The sequence below is a fragment of the uncultured Flavobacterium sp. genome, assembly GCF_937967675.1.
Taxonomy (GTDB): Bacteria; Bacteroidota; Bacteroidia; order Flavobacteriales; family Flavobacteriaceae; genus Flavobacterium.
Window position 1 is genome coordinate 17122 of record NZ_CALBSN010000036.1, and the last position, 25025, is coordinate 42146.

Sequence of the window (25025 nt, forward strand, 5' to 3'; positions counted from 1 at the left end):
CACTTTTAGGTAATTCCAAAACCTTGCAAATTTAACAAAAAAAGTTTAACTACTTCTTAATTTTTTCTAAATCTAACAAAAACGCAAATTCTTTGGCCAATTCTTTTAATGCTTCAAAACGGCCTGATGCACCACCATGACCAGCATCCATATTGGTATCTAAGAATAATTGCTTATCGTTAGTTTTCATAACACGTAATTTTGCTACCCATTTTGCCGGTTCCCAATATTGCACTTGCGAATCGTGAAGTCCAGTGGAAACATACATATTTGGATACGCTTGCGCTTTTACTTGATCATATGGTGAATAGGATAACATATAATCGTAATATACTTTATCATTTGGATTTCCCCATTCGTCATACTCCCCTGTTGTTAATGGAATGGTATCATCTAACATAGTCGTAACTACATCCACAAAAGGAACTTGGGCGATAACCCCATTATATAATTCTGGTGCCATATTTACAATCGCTCCCATTAATAATCCACCTGCAGAACCACCTTCTGCATATAAATGTTCTGGGGAAGTATATTTTTCTGCAATTACAAATTTAGAACAATCAATAAAATCGGTAAACGTGTTTATTTTCTTCAAAAGTTTTCCGTTTTCATACCATTCTCTTCCTAAGTCCTCTCCTCCTCTAATATGAGCAATGGCATAAATAAATCCTCTATCTAACAAACTCAAACGTGTTGAAGAAAAATAAGGATCCATTGTAGCTCCGTAAGAGCCATAAGCATATAGTAAGAATGGGTTTTTACCATCTTTTTTGATTCCTTTTCTATACACCATCGAAATTGGCACTTTGGTTCCATCAGTTGCAGTTGCCCAAACTCTTTCTTCAACATAATTGTTTTTATCAAACTTCCCACCCAAAATTTCTTGCTCTTTCAATACTTTTTTCTCCTGAGTTCTCATATTGAAATCAATCACAGAAGAGGGTGTTGCCATAGATTGATATCCATAACGTAAAATTTCAGTATCGAAATCTGCGTTAGTTGTAGTATAAGCCGTGTAAGTTTCACTATTAAAAGGTAAGTAATACTCCCCTTTTCCATTCCAAGGCATGATTCTAATTTTGTTCAAACCATTAGAACGCTCTTCAACTACTAGATAGTCTTTAAAAATTTCGATTCCTTCTAATAAAACATCACTTCTGTGTGCAATTAAATCTTTCCAGTTTTCAGCAGAAGTTGCTGTTTCTGGTGTTTTCATTAATTTAAAGTTCGTTGCTTTGTCTTTATTCGTAACAATGTAAAAACTATCACCATAATGTGAAATCGAATATTCTAATCCTCGAGTTCTTTTTTGGAAAACTTTAAACTCGCCATTCGGATTTTTTGCATCTAAAATTTGGTATTCAGAAGTTAATGTACTGTTAGAACCAATAACTATGTATTTTTTTGATTTTTCTTTGTAAACAAAGGTGTTGAACGTATCGTCTTTTTCATGAAAAACCATGGTATCTGCAGAAGCATCAGTTCCTAAGGTATGTTTATAAATTTTATCTGAACGTAATGTTTGCGCATCTTTACGAGTATAAAATAAGGTTTTGTTATCGCCAGCCCAAGTAGAACCTCCCGTTGTGTTTTCTAATTTTACTGGAAGAATTTCTCCTGTTTCCAAATTTTTAATTTGGATGGTATATTGTCTTCTTGAAACTAAATCTACTCCAAACGCCACCCATTTGTTATCTTCAGAAACATTTAAACCCGACAAATTGAAATAAGCGTGTCCTTTTGCCATTTCGTTACAATCAAACATGATTTCTTCTTTGGCATCTAAACTCCCTTTTTTACGAGAATAAATTGGATAATCTTTTCCTTTTTCGAAACGAGTAATGTAATAATAACCATTGTATAAATAAGGAACCGAACTATCATCTTCCTTAATTCTACTCTTCATTTCTAAAAACAATTCGTCTTGTAACTGTTTCGTATGTGCTGTTGATTTTTGGTAATATTCGTTTTCTTTATTTAAGTAATCGATAACTTCTGGATTTTCTCTTTCATTTAACCAATAGTAATTATCAATTCTTTTATCGCCATGCTTTTCTAATGTTTTTGGAACAATTTTAGCAACAGGAGGAACAATTTTATCTGACATTGTTTTTGTTTTATTTTGACTGTAAACAGGAGCAAAAATAATGCAACTAAGAAGTAAAAATGGTAATTTTTTCATGAAGTTTTACAATAATTATTAACCGCTAATTTACTATTTTTGTCCAAATAAAAAAACTTAAAAATTATGTTTGGAGATATTATGGGAATGATGGGTAAATTAAAGGAAACCCAGCAGAAAGTAGAAGAAACAAAAAAACGTTTAGACTTTGTTTTAATTGATGAAAAAAGTAGCGATGGCTTACTTGAAGTTACCTTAACCGCTAACCGAAAAATCAAAAACATTACCGTAAGTGATGATTTACTTCAAGACAAGGAAATGCTTGAAGATTATTTAGTTAACGTATTAAATAAAGCTATTGAAAAAGCAACAAACGTTCACGAAACGGAGTTGGCTGCGGTTGCAAAAGAAGGTATGCCAAACATTCCTGGAATGGATCTATTTAAATAATAACTTCTTAATAAATTAGAAATTAAAATAAAATTCCTTTTTACTTGTTCCTTATAATTTTAATTAACGTTGTACAACTTTTAAAAAAGAGATGTACAGCTTTTTACTAAAAGATGTATGACTTTTTACTATAAGTCGTACATCTTTTTATATATTTGTCAGGTTAAAATTTTTTAATAAACCTTACACTGTAAAAAAAATGTCCGTTCAATTTAAAATGATACCTAAAAAAAATAATTTGGTATCGCCTCCAGAAGTAAAATACTACCCTTGTGCTGTTAGTCAAGGAGAGGTGAATTTAGATGATTTAGCTCGAATTGTAGCCAGTAGAACTACTATGAGTAGACCTGATTGTTTTGGGGTCATTATGGCGTTAAGCGATGTTATTGGTGAATCATTAGCCAATGGAAATATTGTTAGGGTAGATAATTTAGGAACTTTTCAACTGAATTTAACCGGTACTGCAGCAGAAACAGAAGAAGCATTGGGAAAAAGCAATATTAAAGAAGCAAAAATAAACTACAGACCCTCAAAAGAATTAAGACAAAGAATGAGAAGATTAACCTACAAACGCATTCGATAGATTTTGAAAATTTCAAAATACATAAAATATAAATTATTAGGTCAGTCATTGTTTAATTCTGAAAAAGAGCCATGGTGGCTAATTGGCTTTTCCATGATTTTATCAAGTGGATTGATGATTGAACCGCAATTGATTTGTGCGAGTTTAGTCAATGGTGAGCTCTCAGATATGTGGTTGTATTGGAGTGCTGGTATTGGCTCTGCATTCAGTATTTCTTTCTTTGCGCACCTATGGCAAAACATTCCTGTAAAAACAGAAAATGAATTTATATTTTTTAGATTTTCAGGGATTGGAGCGAAACTATTACACACTTTTAGAAGTTTGTATTTAGGGTTGCTTATCATTCCATTCATTATAAGTTTTAGTTTATTGGCTTTTGCTAAAATTTGTTGCTTTATTTTTAAAATAGATTTAGTAACAACTATTCTTTCAATATCCAGTATTTTAGTATTATTGACTTTCTTAAATAGTTTTAGGTTACGGTTAAGAATGGACTTTATTCTCTTTTTTCTTTTTATTATTATTGGTGTCATTCTCTTTATTAACTTGTATTCTAACACTGGCGGTTTATACCATTTAAGTAACCAACTCAAAACAAAGGGCTATAATTTTAGTATAATTCCATCAATAGGTTCTAAAGGCTTTAATGCTTTTTTGATTTTTATTATGGTACAATGGTGGTCGGCATCAATATTGGATTATCCCGATATGAATGGTCAAAAACTAATGGCAAGTAGAGGAAGTAATGACTTGGTTAAGAGCATTTTTCTGCCTACAATGTTTGTATTTTTGTTTCGTATACTGTTGTTTACGTTGCCTTTTATGGCCGTAGTATATGGTTTTGCTCATCACTCATCTGATAATGAACTAGTTTTTACAGCATTATTTAGTAACCTTTTACCGTCATGGATGCTGGTTTTGGTCGTACTTTTTTTTATAATTACATTTTTATCATTTGTACAAAACACTCAAAACTGGGGAGGTTCACTTTTGGTTGAAAATTTTTATAAGCACAGCATTAACCCCAATATGAGTGCTGCAAAATCAAAAAGATTAGGATTACTAGCCATGGTCTACATTCTCATCATTTCAATTATAATTGCAATTTATGCTAATTCTTTAATAGAAATTACAAAATATCTATTTGCTATAACTGCGGGAGTAGGGCCTGTCTTTATGTTGCGCTGGTATTGGTGGCGTATCAATGCTTGGTCGCAATTATCTGCTATGCTTGCCGCTTTGGTATACCCCCCTATTTTGGACGTATTGAATGAAAAAAATGCAATCGTGCATCAATTTATAATTAATTTAGAAACCAATTTCAACGTGGATTATTATCCTATTAAAATTGTAATTTTAACTATTACGGTTTGTCTTACTTGGTTAGGGGTGACTTTCTGTACAGCTCCAACAGAAACCCAAATACTTCAGACTTTTGCTTCAACAGTAAAACCAGGAGGATTTTGGAAAAGCTTTGAAAATAGTGGGAAATCTTTCTCTAAAATACGATACTTAGCGTGGCTTATTCAAGCTGGAAATGGCATTTTAACGTACTTTATTTTTTATAATTTCTTAGTTGGTCAATATTTTATTTTTTGGGGTTTACTTATTTTATTTATAAGTTGTTTTTTTATCTCCTATAAACTTATTCAAAGAGCTAATTTTTATTATTCAATTCAAAGTTAAATTACTTTATTAATTTTAACACCCAGCTGTACCCATTTCTATCACAAAAATCAACTAATTTATTTTTAATCAAAATTTTATTTTTTTCAGTTGCATAAAAATAGGAAATAACAAATTCAATAGCCAATCTTTCATTTTCATTATTTAAAAAAGATTTAAATGCTAATCTCATAGGTTTTGTTTTTTCATTACTGCCATTTGAATTTATTTTAAAAACACAATATAACTGCAAAATATAAATTGCAATACTTTCAAATTCAAATGAAGCATTCTTGAATAAATTATCTACTGTATTATTTAATTTTTCATGATTTAATAATTCTTTGGCAAATCCAAAATGAATCATTGCTCTAATAGGTCTAGCTAAAATCCAGCTACTTTGGAAATCATAAGTGTAATCATTTGCTATACTAATTACTTTATCAATATGGTTACTAATAGTATCTTGTAATTTATTTTCAAATCCATCAACAATAATATTGCATTCTAATAATCTAGAAATCTCATGAAAATGAGATGTATCTATTTTAATTTTTGATGCATTTTTTTTAAAATTAACAATATCTATATTATTGGCAAAACCCTTATAAAATCTATTACTTAACAAATAGGAATACGCAAATATTTTTTTATTATTGTCAGCAATATTTTTTAAATAATATTTTTCAATAGCACTTGAATAATAGCTATTAGGATTATCCTCATCCACAAAACATTCATAAAAAAAAGCCCTTCCGTTTTGAGATTTAGCAAGTAATCTTAATAAAACATGGGATGGATTTTTTCTAATATAACTTCCTAATAAATTAGAAATAGTATAAAAGACTGAGTATTCATCTGTTGTAAATTTTAAATCATTTAAAATTTTATTTACAGTGTCGAAATCTGAATTAATTAAAGCTAATTCTAAAAATGAAAGTGAAAAAGCATTTTCATCTTCTGATCGAAGATATTTAATTTCTGCTTGTTTGGCTAAGCTTTTATTATTTTCAATTTTTGAATAATCTTCCCAGTTTAGATAATTTAAAAATTGAGACAAAATATTTAGTGTCTCTTTATAAGGCTTTCTACTTGGCTTAACAATTCCATATAGCCTTCCTATGGTATGAGGAGAAACAAATAATTTCTTCTTAGCAATCTCTTCAGATAAAAATTTGGCATCTGAAAAGGAAACCACATTTCTTTGAATAGATATTTCAACTTGTCTTAATAATTTATCTAAAAGTATATTCTGTGATTCCATATTTGTTAAAGTTAAACAATAATAAAACAAATTTAATTAGGGGGTTTTTGAAAAACAAACTTGCAACAACTTGCAAATTATTATGATTTTTGAAAGCATTAGTTTTGTTACTAGATTTTAATAGAATTATGAAAAAAACTCAAATACAAAAACATTTTTTAGGTTTAGCGGGTGAATATTTAGTATGTGCTGAATTGGCAAAAAAAGAAATTAATGCTAGTCTGACTTTCGGGAACCACAAGTCTATAGATATTATAGCTTCAAATCCTACTAATAATAAATCTTGTTTTATTCAAGTTAAAACATCAAATAGTTCTAGAATTTTAACGGGATTTTTTCAGAAATACAAAACAGGAGAAACAGCACATCCTGATTTTTGGATTATTGTCAATTTTAACAACAATAATACAAATTTTTATATTTTAACTCATGTTGAATTAGCAAATATTCAGATGCAAATAAACAAAATGTCAGAGTGGTCAGAAATAAAAGGCGGTGTTGATAATATAAACTTAAAGTCTATTGAAATTTACAAAAATCAATGGGATAAAATTATTAATTTTTTAATTTAAATTTAGTTATGAAAAAAATGTTTATTATATTAATTCTAGTTAGTTGTAATTTATATACTCAAAATGTTGAATCTATAAAAATAAACCCAGAAATAACAAAGATTTTTTTTGAAAAAAAAGTCAATAAAGACTGGAACCCTAAACTTTATGAAACAATTGAAGTTGATAGTATATTGTTATATAAATTTGAAAGAGGTGAAACCATTTCAGATTTATATTCTAAACAACTTGAAATTGTTGAAAATAATAAAATGTACTTTGTTGAGTACGAAAGAAATTTTGAATATGCATCAAATAAAAAAAACGAATTAGATTCAATTATATTTAAAATTAATGATTATCTCAAGTCAAATTCTAATTATCAATTAAAAAAACAATTATTAATTGATTCACAGGAAATTGCAAACAAGTATGGTATAAAGATAATTACATATAAACGAAATAATTCTCTATTTGACAAACTCATTGATAATAATGCAAATAGTTATTCAAACTCGAAAAAACAAACTGAAATATTTATTTATGAAAACAATAAAAAACCTAAAGAAGAAGACTTAAAAATTTGTATTGAATTTATTTTAAATGAAAAAAACAAAATTAATTTTCCTGTTAAGAATGATGGATATAAAAAATACCTTAATGAATTAGAAATCCTAAATAAAACACCAAAAACGATTATTACTAATGTTAAATCTGAAAAAAGTTCTTATAGAAGTACAATTTTAATATCAGAAAAACACGTTGATTTTGAACATTTTGAAGCAGAATTATCTCCAATCAAAGGGGATTATTATATTGCAAAACATGATTTTGAAAGCCCTAAATATTCTGTATCAATTATTAAAGATGAAATTTTAAGTTATGATCAAATCAAGCATATAAATGGTTTTGATATGGATTACTTAAGACTTTGTTATCCTGTTAATTTATATGAGGATAGAAAAAATAATGGTAAAGTTTATGTTTTGAATAGGAGTGATTGGAGTTTTTATGGAGATCTTAAAAAAATAAAAAAAGAAATTGATTTTCGTGATTTACTTGTGAACTTGGGATATAAAATTTATGAAAAGGAAAGTTATACAAATCTTAATCAAAAATATTACAAATCATTTATAAAGACTAAAAATGCTGAGATTGAATTGAAGGAAGATGATAATTATTTGTATGAAATGTTAAAAGAAGACAAAAAATATTTAGAAAAGTTTGACCTTGATTACTTAAAATTAAAGACTTTGATAAATAAAATTCCCCCACATTCTAAAGTTTTGTCAAATTACTTAAACATTTATAATTTAAAAAGATCTTTTACTCCTACATCAACTATTAATGAATGGAAAAATGCTACTCGAGCTGCAAAACCAATAGCAGATGATTTAATAGAATTTAGAAGTAAATATGCTCTTATATATGATTTCAAAGAATTAAAAACTGATATTGTTACTGATTTTATTGGTTATTGTGCTTACTCTTCAAAAATCTTAGGATTGCTTTAATTATTTTTTAAGCTAAATCAAGTAATAAATTTAAACAATTTTTAATCTTATTAATAATTCCCAATCCTAAAGCAATTGCCACTAAAAGCAATCGTAAAAGCAACGAATGTTCACAAAACATAATTAGCCGCTGTAGCAAAAGAAGTCATGCCAAACATTCTTGAAATAGATATGTTTAAATATTTTTTTTGATAAACTTACATTATCATCGAAATTGTATTTTATTGACATTAGCATAGTGTAAATATAATTTTATAAAAATAAAAACTTGAATTAACTTGAATTAACTTGAATTAACTTGAATTAACTTGAACTTTTATTTTAAATATTTGTTAAACAAATATTTAAAATAAAGGTAAAATTGTGGAGACCAGAACCCACTTTAAAAAACGGGGCGAATCCGAAAAGCCTGTGAGTAGGAACAAAATTTAATTTCAAAAAAATGAAAAAAGTAATGACAATTATTGGAGCAATAACTTTTGCTTCAGTAATTTTAACAAGCTGTGGCGACGGTAAAAAAAAGGAGGCAAACGAAGTTACAATTAAACCTAAAAGCACTAGTATTAAAGGTGATTTAAGCTCCTATTTTGAAGTTATAGATAAAGATTATGTACTTAAAGCAGAAGAAGATTCTTTTATGGGAGGAGCAATCATTTCAGTTGAAGTAAAAAGAAAAGACAAGGACTTTGATTTCCCAACTGATAATATAAACCCTTTTGGAACTAATGGTGGAGAAGATTATCACGTTGGTTTTGGTATAGAGATATTGGGCGAATCTGGCCCAGTAATTGTGAAGCAGGCAACTGAAGGAGGTATGGGTGGCCCATATTCTTCTGAAGATGTAATAGGTTTAATGAAACTCAAAAAAGGTGAAACTGGCTACATTCGTTGGTCTGTAGATAAGTTAGATGGCTTGAAATCATTTCAACTTTCATCAGCATTACAAAAAGAAGAACGCAGTTCATCAACTTTATCTTCTTCAGATGCAACTGGAGACTGTGAACAGTTCTGTTCTGATTACGAAGCGTTTGCAGATGAATATGTAGCATTTATGAAAAAATATAAAGCAAACCCTTCTGATACATCTGTTCTTTCTGAATATTCAGAAATGATTAGTAAAGCTGCGGATATGCAAGAAAGCTCTAAAGATTGTACTGCAGATGCAAAAGTAGCAGCAAGAATAAGTAAAGCTGTTGCTAAAATAGCAAAAGCTGCAATGTAGTATAATACCTCAATATCTTTAGACCACATACCTATTTGGTTTGTTGTAGATTTTAAATCAACCCCATTCCCAATCCAATTGCCAATAAAAGCAATAAAACTGCAACAAAACCTTGGAGAAATTTTAGGGTAACTTTCTTTAATAGTTGGTTACCCAAATACGCTCCTGCAATGGCACAAAGTGTAGCCGATAACAACAATACTTTATTTTCATACAAGGTATAAGTAGTGATTTTTGAAGCGTAAACACTCAAGCGCGTAAAATCTATAAACATGGAAACTACAATTCCTGTAGCAATGAAACTTTCTTTAGATAAACCAGCTTTAATCAAAAACGCACTTCGCAAAGCTCCTTGATGCCCAGAAAGTCCACCAAAGAATCCGCTTAACATTCCGCCTAAAGGTAATTTATCTTTTCCAAACTCCAATTTACTTAAGTACGGAATCAAATCTAAAAGCGCAAAAATCACTAATAAAATAGCTATGATGAATTTCACTGGTAAAACTTCCCATTCTTTTCCGAAAAGCGAATAACGAAACAAAGGTTGCAAATCCGAAATTTGTAATAACAACCACGAACCTAACATGGCCGCAAAAATGGCTGGAATTCCAAATTTTAGTAAAACTTCTTTGTTGGCGTGTTTCCCAACCAAGAAAAACTTAAAAATATTATTTGCAAAATGAACCAATCCACACAAACCTATTGCAATATCCACTGGAAAAAACAACATAAAAACTGGAGTTAACAAAGTTCCCAATCCAAAACCTGAGAAAAAGGTTAGAATGGCGGTTAAAAAAGCTACGATTGATATGATTAGGATTTCCATTTATTTAAAATATTTTATCAAATGATTTTCCGTTGAATTTATAAACGCCACCCTCTGCCATTCCGAAAAGCAGATTATTAGCATTGTCTTTATAAATTGTCCAAATCATTTGAGATTTAAGATTTTTGTCAATAGTATTATAGTTTGTCATTGTCTTGCCGTCATATTTCCAAGCTCCTGTATATAAATCTCCGAACCAAATATTGCCTTCTGAATCTTCTTCAATAGCAAAAGGGTGTTCCAATGTGCCTGGTTCTGATTTATTACCATTCCTTTTACTTGTTGGATGAATTAAGTGATGCTTTTCAGAAAAATTAATTGTTGAATTCCTATCCAAAAGTAAAACACCAATACCATTATTTCCTATCCAAATACGACCTTTTGAATCGGCTAATACACTTCTTATATGTAAACGCTCATTATCTTTTAGATTTAATTTTTCTTTATCAAAGATATGTACCATTTTACCATCATAGTTAAATAGCGCAGCATAAGTCGCAATCCAAACTTTACCTTCTTTATCTTTTGAGATACCCGTAACACCGTAAGTATTGTCAGTATTATCAGTATTTGTATTTTGGGGTTTTGGGAAAATCAAATAGTTCATATTGATTCCGTCAAAACGATTTATTCCGTCTTCCGCACCCGCATTAAACCATAAATTACCACTGGTTTCATTCCATTCATATCTTGGGTAGCTTAAATTTGTTGGATAATTTATTAACTTTCCATTATCATATACACTCACCCCTTTTGCTGTGCCGAACCAAATTTTTCCATTCTTATCTTGTTCAATTGAACGAATTTGATTGTCGGTTAACCCTTCATTAGTTGCAAAGTATTCAAAAGTTTTCCCATTATAATAGCTAACCCCTTCGTTATGACTTCCAAGCCAATAATTACCTTTACTATCTTGAAATATAGCACGAATTCCAGAAGTGAATTTTAAAGTATCGGTTTTTGAAGTACTTACTAATTCAGAATTATTCCTTCCCTTTTCATTTGATTGTTGCTTAATGCAAGAGAAGTTAATAAATAATAAAAGAATCAGGTATATCATTTTTGAAGTTTTTTTCATTTTAGTATATTTAAACCTTTAAAATAATCCCAAGTTTGATTTTCTAAATTATTTAAATTTCTTGAATCTGTGTTCCAAAATTAAAAAGTCAATTTCGAAAACACTTCCATTACATATTCATGCATCACTTCTTTATAATCTAAATGGGTTACAATTCTTAGTTTTCCATGACCCATTGAGCTAATCGCAATCCCTTTTTGTTTTAATTTTTCCATAAAAAGCTTTTCATCTACAAAAGGTTGCACACCAAAAATCAAAATATTAGTTTCTACTGGTTCCACATTAGCAACCCATGGCATTTTTTCTAATAAATTACCTAATTCTTTGGCTCTTCTGTGATCAATTTCTAAACGACTAATGTTGTTCTGCAATGCAAATAATCCAGCGGCAGCCAAATAGCCTGATTGTCGCATGTTACCACCAAAAATCTTTCTAATTCGCAAAGCTCGGTGCATATCTTCTTTACTTCCTAACAAAACCGAACCAACAGGCGCACCCAATCCTTTCGATAAACAAACTGAAATCGTATCAAACATTTCCCCAAACTGTTTAGGGTGTTGTCTTTTAGCTACTAAAGCATTCCATAAACGCGCACCATCTAAATGATATTTCAAATTATGGTCGATGCAAACTTGCTTAATTTCTTGCAAAGGTTGTAAGTCATAACATGCCCCACCACCTTTATTGGTCGTGTTTTCAATACTCACTAATGAAGTTAAAGGCGCATGATAAAATTCAGGGTCATTGATTCCATTTTTAACCAAATCAGCCGTAATCATCCCTCGATTCCCATCTACCAAACAACACGAAACACCACTATTAAATGAGGCTCCACCACCTTCATAATGATATATATGCGAATATTTATCGCAAATTACTTGTTCCCCTGGTTGTGTATGTAGCTTTATCGCCGTTTGATTTGCCATTGTTCCAGAAGGAAAAAATAAGGCAGCTTCCATCCCAAATAAATCCGCCAAAGTTTCCTCTAACTCATTGACTGTGGGGTCTTGTTTATATACATCATCACCTACTTTAGCATTAAACATAGCGTTCAACATCTCAACAGAAGGCTTGGTTACCGTATCACTAACTAAATTTATTTCCATATATCAATCAGATACCTTATTTTTGATAAAAATTTTTAGGAGCTAATTCCCGCTATCCGTTGCAATCTTTTTATTTTTTGTTGCCTGAGGTTCTCGAAGGCAACAAAAAAATAAAAAGGATTTCCACTACTATCGGGGCTATGGCATCCCATTTCAAAACAAAACTACAATATTTATGATAAATACAGAACAAGTCAGAGATATTATTGATCGCCTTGGTGCGTTAAGGAGGTATCTTTGACATCGATGCCAAATTGATTGAAATAACTAACGAGGAAGAAAAAACCTTTGCTCCCGACTTTTGAAATAACGCCAAAGAAGCCGAAATCATTATTAGAAACCTACGTTCCAAAAAGAAATGGGTTGAAGATTATAATAAAGGAATTGAATATTCTGAAGAACTTCAGATTATGATGGATTTCTTTAAAGAAGGCGATGTAACCGAGGAAGAAGTCGAAGAACAATATCATAAAACCTTACATCACATTGAAGATTTAGAGTTCCGAAATATGCTTTCCGATGAAGGAGATAGTATGAGTGCTGTATTGCAAATTACGGCTGGAGCTGGTGGAACTGAAAGTTGTGATTGGGCTTCCATGTTAATGCGAATGTACTTAATGTGGGGCGAAAAGCAAGGATACAAAATCAAAGAATTAAACTTTCAAGAAGGTGATGTTGCCGGAATTAAAACCGTAACCTTAGAATTTGAGGGCGAATTTGCTTTTGGTTATTTAAAGGGTGAAAACGGTGTACATCGTTTGGTTCGAATTTCTCCTTTTGATAGTAATGCAAAACGCCATACTTCTTTTGCTTCAGTTTATGTGTATCCTTTGGTAGATGATTCTATTGAAGTAGAAATCAATCCAGCTGATATTGAAATTATAACTTCTCGTTCGAGTGGTGCAGGTGGACAAAACGTAAACAAAGTAGAAACCAAAGTACAATTGTTTCACAAACCAACCGGAATTCAAATTCAATGCTCCGAAACGCGTTCGCAACAAGACAACCGCCAACGTGCGATGCAAATGTTGAAATCGCAGTTATACGAAATCGAATTAAACAAACGATTAGCACAAAGAGCCGATATCGAAGCAGGAAAAATGAAAATCGAATGGGGTTCGCAAATTCGAAATTATGTAATGCACCCTTATAAATTGGTAAAAGACGTTCGTTCTGGATATGAATCTAGTGACGTGGAAGGCATTATGAACGGCGATATCGATAATTTCCTGAAAGCTTATTTAATGATGATGGGACAAAAAGAAGAATAATTATTTTTTATAAAATTAAAACCGAGGACAAATTAACGAAACAGTAATTATTCTCGGTTTTATTATATCATATTCAAAATAGATTTGTTTATATCTATAACGATTTCGTAAATTAGCACACCAATAAACAACAAAACCCAAATGGACTTAACTTTCAATAAAAACGAAGATCACAATAAACTTTTAGTTACTGATTTAAAAAAGCGATTTGCTCAAGTAAAATTGGGTGGCGGTCAAAAAAGAATTGAAAAATTACACGCTGAAGGCAAAATGACCGCTCGTGAACGTATTGATTATCTGTTAGATGACAAAGCAAATAACATTGAAATTGGTGCTTTTGTTGGTGACGGAATGTATGAAGAGCATGGAGGTTGTCCTTCTGGAGGTGTTGTAGTTAAAATGGGGTATGTATCGGGTAAACAATGTATCGTAGTAGCAAATGATGCTACTGTAAAAGCTGGTGCATGGTTTCCAATTACCGGAAAAAAGAACTTAAGAGCGCAAGAAATTGCTATTGAAAATAGATTACCTATTATATATTTAGTGGACTCTGCAGGGGTTTATTTACCAATGCAAGATGAAATTTTCCCAGATAAAGAACATTTCGGAAGAATTTTTAGAAATAACGCTATCATGAGCAGTATGGGAATTACCCAAATTGCAGCTGTAATGGGAAGTTGCGTAGCGGGTGGTGCTTATTTACCTATCATGAGTGATGAAGCTTTAATTGTAGATAAAACCGGAAGTATTTTCTTAGCAGGAAGCTATTTAGTAAAAGCCGCTATTGGAGAAAGCATTGATAACGAAACACTTGGAGGTGCTACAACACACTGCGAAATTTCAGGTGTAACGGATTATAAAGCTAAGGATGATAAAGATGCTTTAGACCGAATTAAATCGGTGGTGGGTAAAATTGGTGATTTTGAAAAAGCAGGTTTTAACCGAGTAAAAGCGGAAAAACCAGCGTTAGAACCGAAAGATATTTACGGAATTTTACCAAAATCTCGTGCTGATCAGTATGATATGATGGAAATCATCAAACGTTTGGTAGACAATTCAGAATTTGACGAATACAAAGCAGGTTACGGACAAACCATCATAACAGGTTATGCAAGAGTTGACGGTTGGGCTGTAGGAATTGTAGCCAACCAAAGAAAAATTGTAAAAACAGCTGGTGCCAAAACGAAACCAAGCGAAATGCAATTTGGAGGTGTAATTTATTCGGATTCAGCAGATAAAGCGACGCGTTTTATTGCGAATTGTAACCAAAAGAAAATTCCTTTAGTATTTTTACAAGACGTTACCGGTTTTATGGTAGGTTCCAAATCAGAACATGGTGGCATTATTAAAGATGGTGCTAAAATGGTAAATGCAGTTTCTAATTCGGTTGTACCAAAATTTACGGTAGTAATAGGAAATTCGTATGGAGCAGGAAATTATGCAATGTGTGGAAAAGCATACGATCCAAGATTAATCTTCGCTTGGCCAAGTGCTGAATTAGCGGTAATGGGTGGTGCTCAAGCTGCAAAAGTATTGTTGCAAATAGAAGCAGCTTCTTTAAAAGCAAAAGGAGAAGAAATCACACCCGAAAAAGAAGCGGAATTATTTGATAAAATTAAAGCACGTTACGACCAACAAGTGTCTCCTTATTATGCAGCCGCCCGTTTATGGACAGATGCTATCATTGATCCATTAGACACCAGAACTTGGATTTCAATGGGAATTGAAGCGGCTAACCACGCTCCTATTGAGAAACCATTTAATTTAGGAGTGATTCAGGTGTAGCTAATTATTCAATATGGAAATCAAAGAAGATTATTTCAGAATTCATAAAAAGGAAAATGTTTATGTTCTAAGCGATAGAATACCTTTTATATGGAAAGAGATGTTAATTTGGAATTTGCCAACTTTTTTGGGCTTATTATATGTATTTGGTCCAGTTGTAGGTGTTTATATTTTCATATTAACTCTGTTTTTTTATGTCTTATTTCGTTTTGCTTCTTGGATATTTTATACTGAAATTCAGATTAATATCGAAAGTGGTGAAATGATTAAAGTAAAAAAAATAATTAACAAGACGCAAAATATTAATTTAATCACTAATAAGTTTGATTCAAGTAAATTTGAATACACAGAATTAAATAGAAGTGGAAATACTAAATTTTTAATGAATTACAAAACGCATAAAAATAATGAACTTTTAATTTTAAGGAATAAATCAGACAAAGAGTTTATTGAAAAATATATAGTTGAAAAAATAACTATTAAAAATTAAATTATAAGCTTCATTATTTATAATATCATTACCAATTCATCTTGGTTGAATAAATATTGATAATCAAAATTCTATTTTCTTCTATACGATACACAATTTTAAAATTCCATTTTGGAAAATAGCGTATTGATTCATCCTTAAACAAGGGTTCTCTTGGATTTCTTTCTGGAAACTTTGCTAAATCGTCGCCTATATTTAATAAAGCATCAACTACCATTTCGGCATTTTGAGGACTATTTTGGAAAATAAAATTATAAATTGTTTCGAGAGAATCTAAAGAAGCCTGTGACCAAACAACAGATTTCATTTCTTAAAAATCTTATTTCTTATTGCTTCGGAATTATACACATCATTTTCTTCTGAAACTTTAAGAATAGCCTCAATTTCTTGCTTATAATCTGAAACAGATAACAACTTTCCTGTTACATCATATATATAACCTTCTTCATTTAAAATTTGGTCAATTTTATTCAAAACTTCTTCGTTTTGGATATCCAAAATTCGATGAATAATACTTTTTCTATGTGTTTCAATATTCATTAGTAAACTGATTTACACAAAGATAATTATTATTTCAATTACTTTATCTTTGCAGTATGTCAAAATCATTATTCCAACCCTTCAAAACCAACATTTCAGGTATTACTTCACCTGAGAAATTTACGTTTCCTTTTTATTACGAACCGCATGAATTGAGCATTATAGCGGCTAATGAATTGCAATCGTATTTGGAAACACAAACCGATTTTGAACACAATTTTGGATTGAAAGAAAATCAAGAAGGTTTGGTAATAGGCAAAATGTTTGGCGTTTTGGTTTGTCAGAATCAAGAAGTTGAACTTGGCTATTTATGGGCCTTTTCTGGAAAATTGGCTGGTGTGAATCATCATCCTTATTTTGTCCCTACTATTTTTGATATGTTGCACGAAGATGGATTTTTTAGAAAAGAAGAGGAAGTATTGAACGCCATCAATCGCCAAATTGAAATTTTAGAAAATTCAGACGAACTTTTAAATGCAAAAAGAAAATTAGAAAACACCAAAAAAGAGGCAGTTACTGACATTCAAAATCAGAAAGATAAAATCAAACGCTTAAAAATTGAACGCGATGAAAAGCGTAATTCATTTGCTAATTTATCTGCATCTGAAATTGAACAATTAGAACAAGAACTTTCAGAAGAGAGTAAAAAGGAAAGTATTTTACTCAAAAAAATGACCAAATACTGGAATTTTCAAATCGAAAATGCTCAGAAAGACGTCAATTTGCTCTTGGATGAAATCAATCAATTGAAAGAAGAACGCCGACAAAAATCGGGATCTTTACAACAGAAACTTTTTGCTGAATATTCTTTTTTGAATCAGTTTGGAGAACGAAAAAGTATTGGTGAAATCTTCAATAATAATCCGCCTGCTGGTGCTGGTGAATGTGCTGCACCAAAGTTATTGCATTACGCTTTCGAGCATCAATTAAAACCCATTGCTATGGCTGAATTTTGGTGGGGACAATCGCCAAAATCGGAAATTAGAAAACACAAGCAATTTTATCCTGCTTGTAAAAGCAAGTGCGAACCTATTTTGTTATCGCACATGCTAAAGGGTTTAGAAATGGAAGCCAATCCTTTTCAAGAAAATCCAGCAGAAGGAAAAAACATTGAAATAGTCTTTGAAGATGAAGTTTTAGCAGTAATTAACAAACCTGCAGAATTTTTATCTGTTCCAGGAAAAATCATAGCTGATTCGGTTTATCAAAGAGTAAAAGAATTATATCCAAATGCAACCGGACCCTTAATTGTGCATCGTTTAGACATGTCGACATCAGGTTTAATGTTAATTGCAAAAGATGAAGAAACGTATGTTAAATTACAATCGCAATTCATTAAAAGAACAATAAAAAAACGTTATGTTGCTTTATTAGATGGAATTTTACAAGAAAATGATGGCTTTATCGATTTACCTTTACGAGTAGATTTAGACGACCGTCCACGCCAATTGGTATGTTTTGAACACGGAAAAAAAGCCCAAACCAAATGGGAAAAAATTGAAATCCGCGACAATAAAACTCTGGTTTACTTCTACCCTATTACGGGAAGAACACATCAATTACGAGTACATGCTTCACATGAATTGGGTTTAAAAACACCTATTGTAGGCGATGATTTATATGGCATAAAAGCCAATCGTTTACATTTACATGCCGAAAGTTTGACCTTTGAACATCCAATTACAAAAGAGCAAATTACAATAACTAAAGCCGCAGAATTTTAAAATTTCATACTTTTTTGTAACATTTTTCTAAATTCAAACTCTAATATTTAGATTTTGAAAATAACTCTTATGAAAAACTGTTTTTTTATTGTACTTACTTTTATAGGAATTCAACAAATTAATGCGCAATTTACACGTCGTGATTCACTTCAAGGAGGTCTACGCACAGAAAGAACATCTTATGATGTAAAGCGTTATGATTTGAATATTATAATAAATCCAGAAGAAAAAAGTATCAAAGGATTTAATGATATCACTTTTGATGTTGTTTCTGCAACTCAAAAAATTCAGATAGATTTATTTGATAATATGAAAGTGGATTCGATTGTTTGGAATACTAAAAAACTGAAATATATTCGTGACAATGATGCTGTTTTTATTGATTTTCCTGAAAGATTAGTTTTAAAATCGAATCATAAACTTAAATTTTATTATTCAGGGAATCCAAAAATTGCCAAAAACGCACCTTGGGATGGTGGATTTGTTTTCAAAAAAGATAGTAATGGAAAAGATTTTATTGCGGTTGCAGTACAAGGAACAGGGGCTAGCTTATGGTATCCCGTGAAGGATTCACAAACCGACGAACCTGATAATGGCGCTTCGATTAAAGTAGCCGTTCCAAATGGTTTAATGAATGTTTCCAACGGACGCTTTATAGGTTCCGAAGATTTAAAAAATGGTTATACCCGTTGGGATTGGGAAGTTAAAAATCCTATTAACAATTATACCATAACCGTAAATGTTGCTGATTATGTTCACATTCAGGACAAAATGCCCGATTTGGATTTAGATTATTATGTATTAAGAGAAAATGAAACAAAAGCTCGTGAACATTTTGCAGAAGTTAAACCTATGATGGAATGTTTTCAATCGAAATTTGGTCGTTATCCATTTTGGGAAGATGGCTATAAATTAGTGGAAACCCCTTATTTAGGTATGGAACATCAAAGTGCTGTAGCTTATGGAAACAAGTACAAAAAAGGCTATATGGGATTTGACCTATCTGGCACAGGTGTTGGTATGTTTTTCGATTACATAACCATCCATGAAACAGGTCATGAATGGTTTGGAAATAGTATCACTAGCATGGATATTGCTGACATGTGGATTCATGAAGGTTTTACTACCTATTCTGAAACCGTATTTATTGAATGTATAAAAGGGTATGATGATGCCATGAAATACATTAACGGGCAAGCAAAAAACGTTAGAAATGATCGACCAATTATTGGACAATATGGTGTTAACAATGAAGGGTCGGGAGACATGTACTACAAAGGCTCACTAATGCTAAATACACTACGACACATAATAGCCGATGATACTAAATGGTGGAAAATAATTTTTGATTATTCTGAAACTTTTAAAAAGAAAATCATTACTACAGCTACTGTTATTGATTATTTTAATAAAGCTTCGGGTTTAAATTTAACACCTGTATTTAATCAGTATTTAAATACCAATCAAGTTCCCCATTTTGTATATAAAGTTAATGGTGATTATTTGTACTACTCTTGGGAGAATGTCAATGACGATTTTAATATGCCCATAGATATAGGATTTGATAATAAAAAGATACGATTATATCCAACTCTAAAAGAACAAAAAATTAAACTCAAAAAATTAAACAAAAGAAGTTTTCAAATATATGATAACCAGTTTTTTGTAAAAATAAAAGAAGACAATTAGTCTTCTTTTTTATTTTATGCTATTTAATGTTTTAACTCGATTGATTTTTTTTGTCTCTGTCTCTACAAATTCGGGAGCAAAAAGAACCTCTTTGGGTTTTTCAAATTTCTCTAAAGTATCGAAAAGAGTTGCATCTATGTCGAATTGTTCACCTTCAATGACTAATACCACTCTTGAACCTAAAATATCATCCGGTTGCCCTATTATAAAAAATCGATTTGAAATTTTTGAAGCCAATTTAGCTTCTATTTGTTCAGGAAATAACTTTATTCCTCCGCTATTAATAACATTATCGTATCTTCCTATCCATTTAAATTGATTGGCATTTAAAATTGTAACGATGTCATTAGTAACCACTTTTTCATCAGAGATACTAGGGACATCAATTACTAAACAACTCCTATCGTCTGTAGTAATAGATACGTGTTCTAAAATGTTAAAAAATGCTTCTCCTATTTTTTTTGCAGCAATATGGGTAATGGTTTCGGTCATTCCGTAAGTCTCATAAATATCTGATTTTATTTCTTTTAACTTACTTGCTAAATCATCCGAAACTTTAGCTCCTCCAATGATAATCTTTTTAAATTGATGTAATTTTTCTAAACTATTTTCTGCTTGAAGCGGAACAATAGCAACAAAATCATAGATTTTATGTGGCAACAAATCATCTAAATGCGAGGTTGGAACCATAATGTCTAATTCCAAACCTAACATCATGGAACGAACAATCATCATTTTTCCGGCAATGTAACGAGCTGGCAAACACAATAAGGCTTTATCTTGAGGATGCAAATTGAAATAATTTCCAGTTGCAATAGCCGAATGTACCATTGATTGCTTCTTGATTGTAATAACTTTAGGTGTACCTGTAGTTCCTGATGTAGTCAATTGAATCGTTTCTTTGTCATCAAGCCAATCCAATAAAAACGAACCTAAATCTTTTTCGTGCTCTTCCCCTTCTTTAATTAGAGTGTAGGCTAATTGATAGAGAGCTTCTTTATCAAAATGAAAATTATTAATTTTAAAGCGGTTGTGTATACTTTTATAATGTGGTATCATTAAATTCTATTTCTTTGTTATCAACTGTTAGTTTTCCTGTCAATTTTTCTTTCCAATTCTCCCATTTATATACTTTAGAAAAAATAAAAAGTAAAATAGGAAATAATACAAAAACTGGGGTTAAAACATCAAAACCCGTTGTTGGTTCAGATAAATCTTTTAAAATAGAATTAGTCTGAAAAGCCGTCCAATCGGCAGTTAATAATAAGGCTCCTACAAGGTTATTAGCTGCATGAAATCCTAGAGCTAACTCTAAACCTTCATCCATTAGTGTTATAATACCCAGAAAAAAACCAGTTCCTATGTAGTAAATCATAATTATATAACCAATTTTATCAACTTCAGGATTAGCTATATGCATTAAACCAAATAACACCGATGTTACAATTAAGGGAATTAATCTACTATTTGTAGCCAAACCTATTCCTTGCATCATGTGACCTCTAAAAAGATATTCTTCAAAACTCGTTTGCATCGGGATTAAAACAATAGCTAAAACCAGAAAAATAAAAAACTTTTCCGCTTTAAAATTCCATACAAAATTCTCAGGTTGGATAAAATAAAGTGCTAAAATCATCAAAGTTGTGATGCTTCCCCATAAGAAAAAAGAGAAAAAAAAGCGTTTCCAGTCAATTTTTTCACGTGAAGTTGTCAAACTAGTTAAAGATTGACCTTGTATGAATTTAACCCAAAACAAAACAATCAATAAGCCAAAAGCTAAAGGCCCTACCAGCATTACAAAAGTTAAATTAACTCCTATCATTTTGATAGTCTGCTGAATAACTTCATTCGTATCTACTCCATCAGACATTAAAAAATTTGCCAGCATCAATAAAATGAATCCCAAAGGAATTGGAATGTAGCTTCCTAAATTATATTTTGTGTTTTTTAATTGCTCAATATAGCTCATTTTTAAACGAATTAAGTTTGCTACTAAAGTAGTATTTTTTATTTCTTTGTGAAAAAGAAAATCATGATAACTATTTACCATAATCCAAGATGCACCAAATCGAGAGAAGGTTTGTGCGAAATTGAAAACTTAAACCAACCTTTTGAAATTCGAAAATATTTTGATGAACCGTTCTCAGAATCAGAGCTAAAAGAAGTAATTCAAAAGCTAAAAATTAAACCAATCGATTTGGTAAGAACCAAAGAATCAATTTGGACTGAAAAATACAAAGGAAAAGAACTTAATGATGAGGAAATAATTAAAGCAATGCTTGAAAATCCAAAACTAATTGAACGTCCAATAGTAATTAACGGTAATAGAGCCGTTATTGCTAGACCAAAAGAAAAGATTAACGAAATCCTTTAGTAGTTTTAACATAGATTTAGCAAATAACGACTAAACCAAAAGTTACTTTTGTGGTCTTATTTGCAAAAAAACATTATGAACAAAAAAATTCTTATTACCGTCTTTACTTTATTGTCATGCCTGCTTACTTTTTCGCAACGACCTGATGTTAAAAAAATTACTATTTCAGGAAAAGTTATTGAAAAAGGCACGAATCAACCTTTAGAATACGCTACAATAGTTTTCGAAAACAACATAACCAAACAGTTATCTGGAGGAATAACAGATGAAAATGGTAATTTCAAATTTGAAGTTACTTCAGGTAAATATAATGTTAGAGCAGAATTTATCTCTTTTAAAAGTATCAAATTAGCACAAACTGAATTTAATTCTGATGTCAATTTAGGTGTTATTGCAATGGAGCCAGATGTTGCGCAATTAAATGAAATTGAAGTTGTTGCTGAAAAATCTACAGTAGAAATTAAACTTGATAAAAGAGTTTACAACGTAGGCAAGGATATGATAGTAAAAGGTGGAACTGTTAGTGATGTTTTAGATAACGTGCCGTCTATAACCGTTGATGCCGAAGGAACTGTTGCTTTAAGAGGTAACGAAAATGTAAAAATATTAATTGATGGAAAACCTTCAGGTTTAGCTGGAATTAATATTGCAGACGCTTTAAAATTATTACCCGCTGATGCCGTTGAAAAAGTAGAGGTTATTACCAATCCATCTGCACGTTATGATGCTGAAGGGGGTGGTGGAATTATTAACATTGTTTTACGCAAAGGAAAAGCAAATGGAGTTAATGGTTCGGTAATGGTAAATGCAGGTGACCCAGAAACTTATGGAACAAGCATTAATTTAAATAAGAAAAGTAATAACTATAATTTGTTTTCTAACATAGGATATAATTATAGAAACAACCCTGGAAACACTATGGTCGATGCTGAGTATTTTAATGCTGATGGTTCGACAAATCGTTTTATTAAAGAAAGAAGAACTAATGAACGATTAAGTAAAGGATATAATGCTAACTTTGGAATCGATTTAAATTTATCAAAATCATTAAGTTGGACCAATGCCATAACATTCAGAGAAAACAATGGCGAAAACCCTGATAATGTTTTCTTTTATAATTTTGATGCAACAAACAATCCAACTTTTGTTAGAAATCGTTTGAACGATCAAAAAAGTGATGAATTTAGTATTGAGTACACCTCTAACTTTACAAAAAAATTCAAAAAAGACGACCACAAATTAACAATTGATTTTGCTACGTCTCAAAATAGAGAAAATGAGTATGCCACCATTTACGATCAAATTTTAGAAAATCCAACCTCATTAGTAACACAAGGTACAACCAATAAGAACAACCAACAAAGAAACTTAATTCAATCAGATTATGTGTTGCCAATTGGTAAAAACGGACGTTTTGAAGCGGGGTATAGAGGAAGTTTTCAAAAGAATTTAACAGATTTTGTGGTTACTCCCGTTTCTGAGTTTTCTAATACTTTAGAATATATCGAAAATGTAAATGCACTTTACACTCAATATGGTTCTAAAATCAATAAATTTTCTTATTTCTTTGGTTTACGTTTTGAAGACAGTCATATTGAAGTGAACTCATTATCATTAAATGATTACAACACAAAAAAATACAATAACTTATTCCCATCGGCAACTTTTAATTACGAGTTTTCTGAATCAAGTTCTGTTAGTTTAAGTTATAGTAAAAGAATTAATCGTCCAAGAGGGCGTTTCTTAAACCCAGTTTCATCCCTATCAAGTAACATTAATATCTTTCAAGGAAATCCAGATATCAATCCATCCTATACAGATGCTATTGACTTAGGCTATCTTAAAAAATGGAAAAAATTAACATTCAATACATCAGCTTACATTAATGTTACAAATGATGCATTTCAATTTATTAGAAAAGAATCTGGTTTATTTGTAGAAGGTGTTCCTGTCATCTTAAGCACGCCTATCAATTTATCAAAAGAATATAGAACAGGTTTCGAATTTAACTTAAACTACACACCTTACAAATGGTGGAGATTAAACGGAAACTTCAATGCGTTTAGAAATGAAACTCAAGGAAATTACAGCTATGTAGATTACGTTGGAAATACCGTTTTACAAAATTTTGATAATGTAGCTTTAACTTGGTTTACAAGAATTAGTTCTAAAATTACTTTGCCTTATAAAATAGATTGGCAAACTAACGCAACTTATAATGCTCCTCAAACTAATGCTCAAGGAAAATCTTTAGGAGTAGCCTCTATGAACCTTGCTTTTAGTAAAGATATTCTAAAAGAAAAAGGTAGTATTTCATTAAATGTAAGTGATGTTTTTAATTCAAGAAAAAGAATTATGGAAACAAACATTCCAAACGTAGTAAGTTCGTACAGTGAAATGCAATGGAGAGTAAGACAAGTAATGTTAACTTTTACTTATCGTTTTAACAAACAGAAAAACGAAAAAGAAAGACAACCTCGTAGAGAAGATAACGGTGGAGAAGGTGATTTTATGGGGAGACCATAATTTCCAAATCCATTAACCATAAAAAAAGTCCCGATTAATTCGGGACTTTTTATTTTTAAAATTAAAAGAAAATTATCCTTCTAATTCAGCTTGTCTTTTAGCTCTTTTCTCTTTAATCAATTCCATAATAGCACCGCCCAACCAATAATGAACAAATCCTACTAAGAAAATCATCAACCAAAAACCAATAGTTAATATGGTTAAGAAAAGTAAAAAACCTAGGTACTGTTGAAATTCAAACA

Annotated in this window: 21 protein-coding genes and 1 pseudogene; 13 read left to right on the plus strand and 9 right to left on the minus strand. The window is 30.9% G+C overall.

Annotation, left to right across the window (positions count from 1 at the left end; translation table 11 throughout):
- Positions 1-49: 49 nt before the first annotated feature.
- On the minus strand, positions 50-2110 hold the full coding sequence (locus Q0075_RS02325; protein ID WP_297868115.1) for a S9 family peptidase: 2061 nt from the start codon (positions 2108-2110) through the stop codon (positions 50-52).
- Between the two features lie 141 nt (positions 2111-2251).
- On the opposite strand from Q0075_RS02325, the gene Q0075_RS02330 reads away from it, so the two are divergent.
- From Q0075_RS02330 to Q0075_RS02340, 3 genes are all read left to right on the plus strand, one after another.
- The gene (locus Q0075_RS02330; protein ID WP_297868116.1) at positions 2252-2575 is read left to right on the plus strand and encodes a YbaB/EbfC family nucleoid-associated protein; all 324 of its coding nucleotides are present in this window, start codon (positions 2252-2254) and stop codon (positions 2573-2575) included.
- A 199-nt stretch (positions 2576-2774) separates the two neighbouring features.
- A complete protein-coding gene (locus Q0075_RS02335; protein WP_297868117.1) occupies positions 2775-3158 on the plus strand; it encodes an HU family DNA-binding protein in 384 nt (127 codons plus the stop codon).
- A gap of 3 nt (positions 3159-3161) precedes the next feature.
- On the plus strand, positions 3162-4844 hold the full coding sequence (locus Q0075_RS02340; RefSeq protein ID WP_297868118.1) for a hypothetical protein: 1683 nt from the start codon (positions 3162-3164) through the stop codon (positions 4842-4844).
- A 1-nt stretch (position 4845) separates the two neighbouring features.
- Here Q0075_RS02340 and Q0075_RS02345 read toward each other — a convergent pair whose 3' ends face one another.
- Complete coding sequence (locus tag Q0075_RS02345) at positions 4846-6087, minus strand: hypothetical protein (protein WP_297868119.1); 1242 nt, start codon at positions 6085-6087, stop codon at positions 4846-4848.
- Positions 6088-6176: 89 nt separating this feature from the next.
- Here Q0075_RS02345 and Q0075_RS02350 point away from each other — a divergent pair, with 89 nt between their 5' ends.
- The 3 genes from Q0075_RS02350 (at position 6177) to Q0075_RS02360 (ending at position 9374) form a co-directional block, all read left to right on the plus strand.
- Entirely contained in the window at positions 6177-6659 is a 483-nt protein-coding gene (locus Q0075_RS02350; protein WP_297868120.1) for a hypothetical protein, read from the plus strand.
- Between the two features lie 17 nt (positions 6660-6676).
- Complete coding sequence (locus tag Q0075_RS02355; RefSeq protein ID WP_297868121.1) at positions 6677-8152, plus strand: hypothetical protein; 1476 nt, start codon at positions 6677-6679, stop codon at positions 8150-8152.
- Positions 8153-8594: 442 nt separating this feature from the next.
- Complete coding sequence (locus Q0075_RS02360) at positions 8595-9374, plus strand: DUF6591 domain-containing protein (protein WP_297868122.1); 780 nt, start codon at positions 8595-8597, stop codon at positions 9372-9374.
- Between the two features lie 52 nt (positions 9375-9426).
- On the opposite strand, the gene Q0075_RS02365 is transcribed toward Q0075_RS02360, so the two are convergent.
- The 3 genes from Q0075_RS02365 to Q0075_RS02375 all read right to left on the minus strand — a co-directional run bounded on the left by Q0075_RS02365 (position 9427) and on the right by Q0075_RS02375 (position 12384).
- Positions 9427-10200, minus strand: coding sequence for a sulfite exporter TauE/SafE family protein (locus Q0075_RS02365; protein ID WP_297868123.1), 774 nt, complete (start codon positions 10198-10200; stop codon positions 9427-9429).
- Between the two features lie 4 nt (positions 10201-10204).
- Positions 10205-11278 (minus strand): two-component regulator propeller domain-containing protein, encoded by a 1074-nt coding sequence (locus Q0075_RS02370; protein ID WP_297868124.1) that lies wholly within the window; start codon positions 11276-11278, stop codon positions 10205-10207.
- A gap of 80 nt (positions 11279-11358) precedes the next feature.
- Positions 11359-12384 carry a GntG family PLP-dependent aldolase gene (locus Q0075_RS02375; protein ID WP_297868125.1) on the minus strand — a complete coding sequence of 342 codons (1026 nt, stop codon included), beginning with the start codon at positions 12382-12384 and terminating at the stop codon, positions 11359-11361.
- A gap of 175 nt (positions 12385-12559) precedes the next feature.
- On the opposite strand from Q0075_RS02375, the pseudogene prfB reads away from it, so the two are divergent.
- The 3 genes and pseudogenes from prfB (at position 12560) to Q0075_RS02390 (ending at position 15930) form a co-directional block, all read left to right on the plus strand.
- Positions 12560-13655 (plus strand): annotated as a pseudogene (gene prfB / locus Q0075_RS02380) (peptide chain release factor 2).
- 141 nt (positions 13656-13796) lie between these two features.
- A complete protein-coding gene (locus Q0075_RS02385) occupies positions 13797-15440 on the plus strand; it encodes a carboxyl transferase domain-containing protein (RefSeq protein ID WP_297868126.1) in 1644 nt (547 codons plus the stop codon).
- Positions 15441-15453: 13 nt separating this feature from the next.
- Positions 15454-15930 (plus strand): hypothetical protein, encoded by a 477-nt coding sequence (locus Q0075_RS02390; RefSeq protein WP_291108967.1) that lies wholly within the window; start codon positions 15454-15456, stop codon positions 15928-15930.
- 28 nt (positions 15931-15958) lie between these two features.
- On the opposite strand, the gene Q0075_RS02395 is transcribed toward Q0075_RS02390, so the two are convergent.
- Positions 15959-16237 carry a type II toxin-antitoxin system RelE/ParE family toxin gene (locus Q0075_RS02395; protein WP_297868127.1) on the minus strand — a complete coding sequence of 93 codons (279 nt, stop codon included), beginning with the start codon at positions 16235-16237 and terminating at the stop codon, positions 15959-15961.
- On the minus strand, positions 16234-16470 hold the full coding sequence (locus tag Q0075_RS02400) for a hypothetical protein (protein WP_297868128.1): 237 nt from the start codon (positions 16468-16470) through the stop codon (positions 16234-16236). Before Q0075_RS02400 ends, Q0075_RS02395 begins: the two co-directional genes overlap by 4 nt.
- A 56-nt stretch (positions 16471-16526) precedes the next feature.
- Between Q0075_RS02400 and Q0075_RS02405 the strand changes: the two genes are divergently transcribed.
- Positions 16527-18194, plus strand: a complete 1668-nt coding sequence (locus Q0075_RS02405; RefSeq protein WP_297868129.1) for a pseudouridine synthase — start codon at positions 16527-16529, stop codon at positions 18192-18194.
- A 69-nt stretch (positions 18195-18263) separates the two neighbouring features.
- Positions 18264-19883 (plus strand): M1 family metallopeptidase, encoded by a 1620-nt coding sequence (locus tag Q0075_RS02410; RefSeq protein ID WP_297868130.1) that lies wholly within the window; start codon positions 18264-18266, stop codon positions 19881-19883.
- A 9-nt stretch (positions 19884-19892) separates the two neighbouring features.
- On the opposite strand, the gene Q0075_RS02415 is transcribed toward Q0075_RS02410, so the two are convergent.
- Together Q0075_RS02415 and Q0075_RS02420 are read right to left on the minus strand one after the other, a co-directional pair.
- Positions 19893-20942 (minus strand): AMP-binding protein, encoded by a 1050-nt coding sequence (locus Q0075_RS02415; RefSeq protein WP_297868131.1) that lies wholly within the window; start codon positions 20940-20942, stop codon positions 19893-19895.
- Entirely contained in the window at positions 20926-21852 is a 927-nt protein-coding gene (locus tag Q0075_RS02420) for a CPBP family intramembrane glutamic endopeptidase (protein ID WP_297868132.1), read from the minus strand. Before Q0075_RS02420 ends, Q0075_RS02415 begins: the two co-directional genes overlap by 17 nt.
- A gap of 63 nt (positions 21853-21915) precedes the next feature.
- Here Q0075_RS02420 and arsC point away from each other — a divergent pair, with 63 nt between their 5' ends.
- Together arsC and Q0075_RS02430 are read left to right on the plus strand one after the other, a co-directional pair.
- Positions 21916-22257 (plus strand): arsenate reductase (glutaredoxin), encoded by a 342-nt coding sequence (gene arsC / locus Q0075_RS02425; protein ID WP_297868133.1) that lies wholly within the window; start codon positions 21916-21918, stop codon positions 22255-22257.
- 75 nt (positions 22258-22332) lie between these two features.
- Positions 22333-24783, plus strand: a complete 2451-nt coding sequence (locus Q0075_RS02430; protein WP_297868134.1) for an outer membrane beta-barrel family protein — start codon at positions 22333-22335, stop codon at positions 24781-24783.
- Positions 24784-25025 lie beyond the last annotated feature (242 nt).

What these genes read in the sequence shown, in the direction of transcription:
- Q0075_RS02325 (WP_297868115.1), bottom strand. Translation starts at nt 2,110, where the DNA reads ATGTCAGATAAAATTGTTCCTCCTGTTGCTAAAATTGTTCCAAAAACA.
- Q0075_RS02330 (WP_297868116.1), top strand. Translation starts at nt 2,252, where the DNA reads ATGTTTGGAGATATTATGGGAATGATGGGTAAATTAAAGGAAACCCAG.
- Q0075_RS02335 (WP_297868117.1), top strand. Translation starts at nt 2,775, where the DNA reads ATGTCCGTTCAATTTAAAATGATACCTAAAAAAAATAATTTGGTATCG.
- Q0075_RS02345 (WP_297868119.1), bottom strand. Translation starts at nt 6,087, where the DNA reads ATGGAATCACAGAATATACTTTTAGATAAATTATTAAGACAAGTTGAA.
- Q0075_RS02355 (WP_297868121.1), top strand. Translation starts at nt 6,677, where the DNA reads ATGTTTATTATATTAATTCTAGTTAGTTGTAATTTATATACTCAAAAT.
- Q0075_RS02360 (WP_297868122.1), top strand. Translation starts at nt 8,595, where the DNA reads ATGAAAAAAGTAATGACAATTATTGGAGCAATAACTTTTGCTTCAGTA.
- Q0075_RS02365 (WP_297868123.1), bottom strand. Translation starts at nt 10,200, where the DNA reads ATGGAAATCCTAATCATATCAATCGTAGCTTTTTTAACCGCCATTCTA.
- Q0075_RS02370 (WP_297868124.1), bottom strand. Translation starts at nt 11,278, where the DNA reads ATGAAAAAAACTTCAAAAATGATATACCTGATTCTTTTATTATTTATT.
- Q0075_RS02375 (WP_297868125.1), bottom strand. Translation starts at nt 12,384, where the DNA reads ATGGAAATAAATTTAGTTAGTGATACGGTAACCAAGCCTTCTGTTGAG.
- Q0075_RS02385 (WP_297868126.1), top strand. Translation starts at nt 13,797, where the DNA reads ATGGACTTAACTTTCAATAAAAACGAAGATCACAATAAACTTTTAGTT.
- Q0075_RS02390 (WP_291108967.1), top strand. Translation starts at nt 15,454, where the DNA reads ATGGAAATCAAAGAAGATTATTTCAGAATTCATAAAAAGGAAAATGTT.
- Q0075_RS02395 (WP_297868127.1), bottom strand. Translation starts at nt 16,237, where the DNA reads ATGAAATCTGTTGTTTGGTCACAGGCTTCTTTAGATTCTCTCGAAACA.
- Q0075_RS02400 (WP_297868128.1), bottom strand. Translation starts at nt 16,470, where the DNA reads ATGAATATTGAAACACATAGAAAAAGTATTATTCATCGAATTTTGGAT.
- Q0075_RS02405 (WP_297868129.1), top strand. Translation starts at nt 16,527, where the DNA reads ATGTCAAAATCATTATTCCAACCCTTCAAAACCAACATTTCAGGTATT.
- Q0075_RS02410 (WP_297868130.1), top strand. Translation starts at nt 18,264, where the DNA reads ATGAAAAACTGTTTTTTTATTGTACTTACTTTTATAGGAATTCAACAA.
- Q0075_RS02415 (WP_297868131.1), bottom strand. Translation starts at nt 20,942, where the DNA reads ATGATACCACATTATAAAAGTATACACAACCGCTTTAAAATTAATAAT.
- Q0075_RS02420 (WP_297868132.1), bottom strand. Translation starts at nt 21,852, where the DNA reads ATGAGCTATATTGAGCAATTAAAAAACACAAAATATAATTTAGGAAGC.
- arsC (WP_297868133.1), top strand. Translation starts at nt 21,916, where the DNA reads ATGATAACTATTTACCATAATCCAAGATGCACCAAATCGAGAGAAGGT.
- Q0075_RS02430 (WP_297868134.1), top strand. Translation starts at nt 22,333, where the DNA reads ATGAACAAAAAAATTCTTATTACCGTCTTTACTTTATTGTCATGCCTG.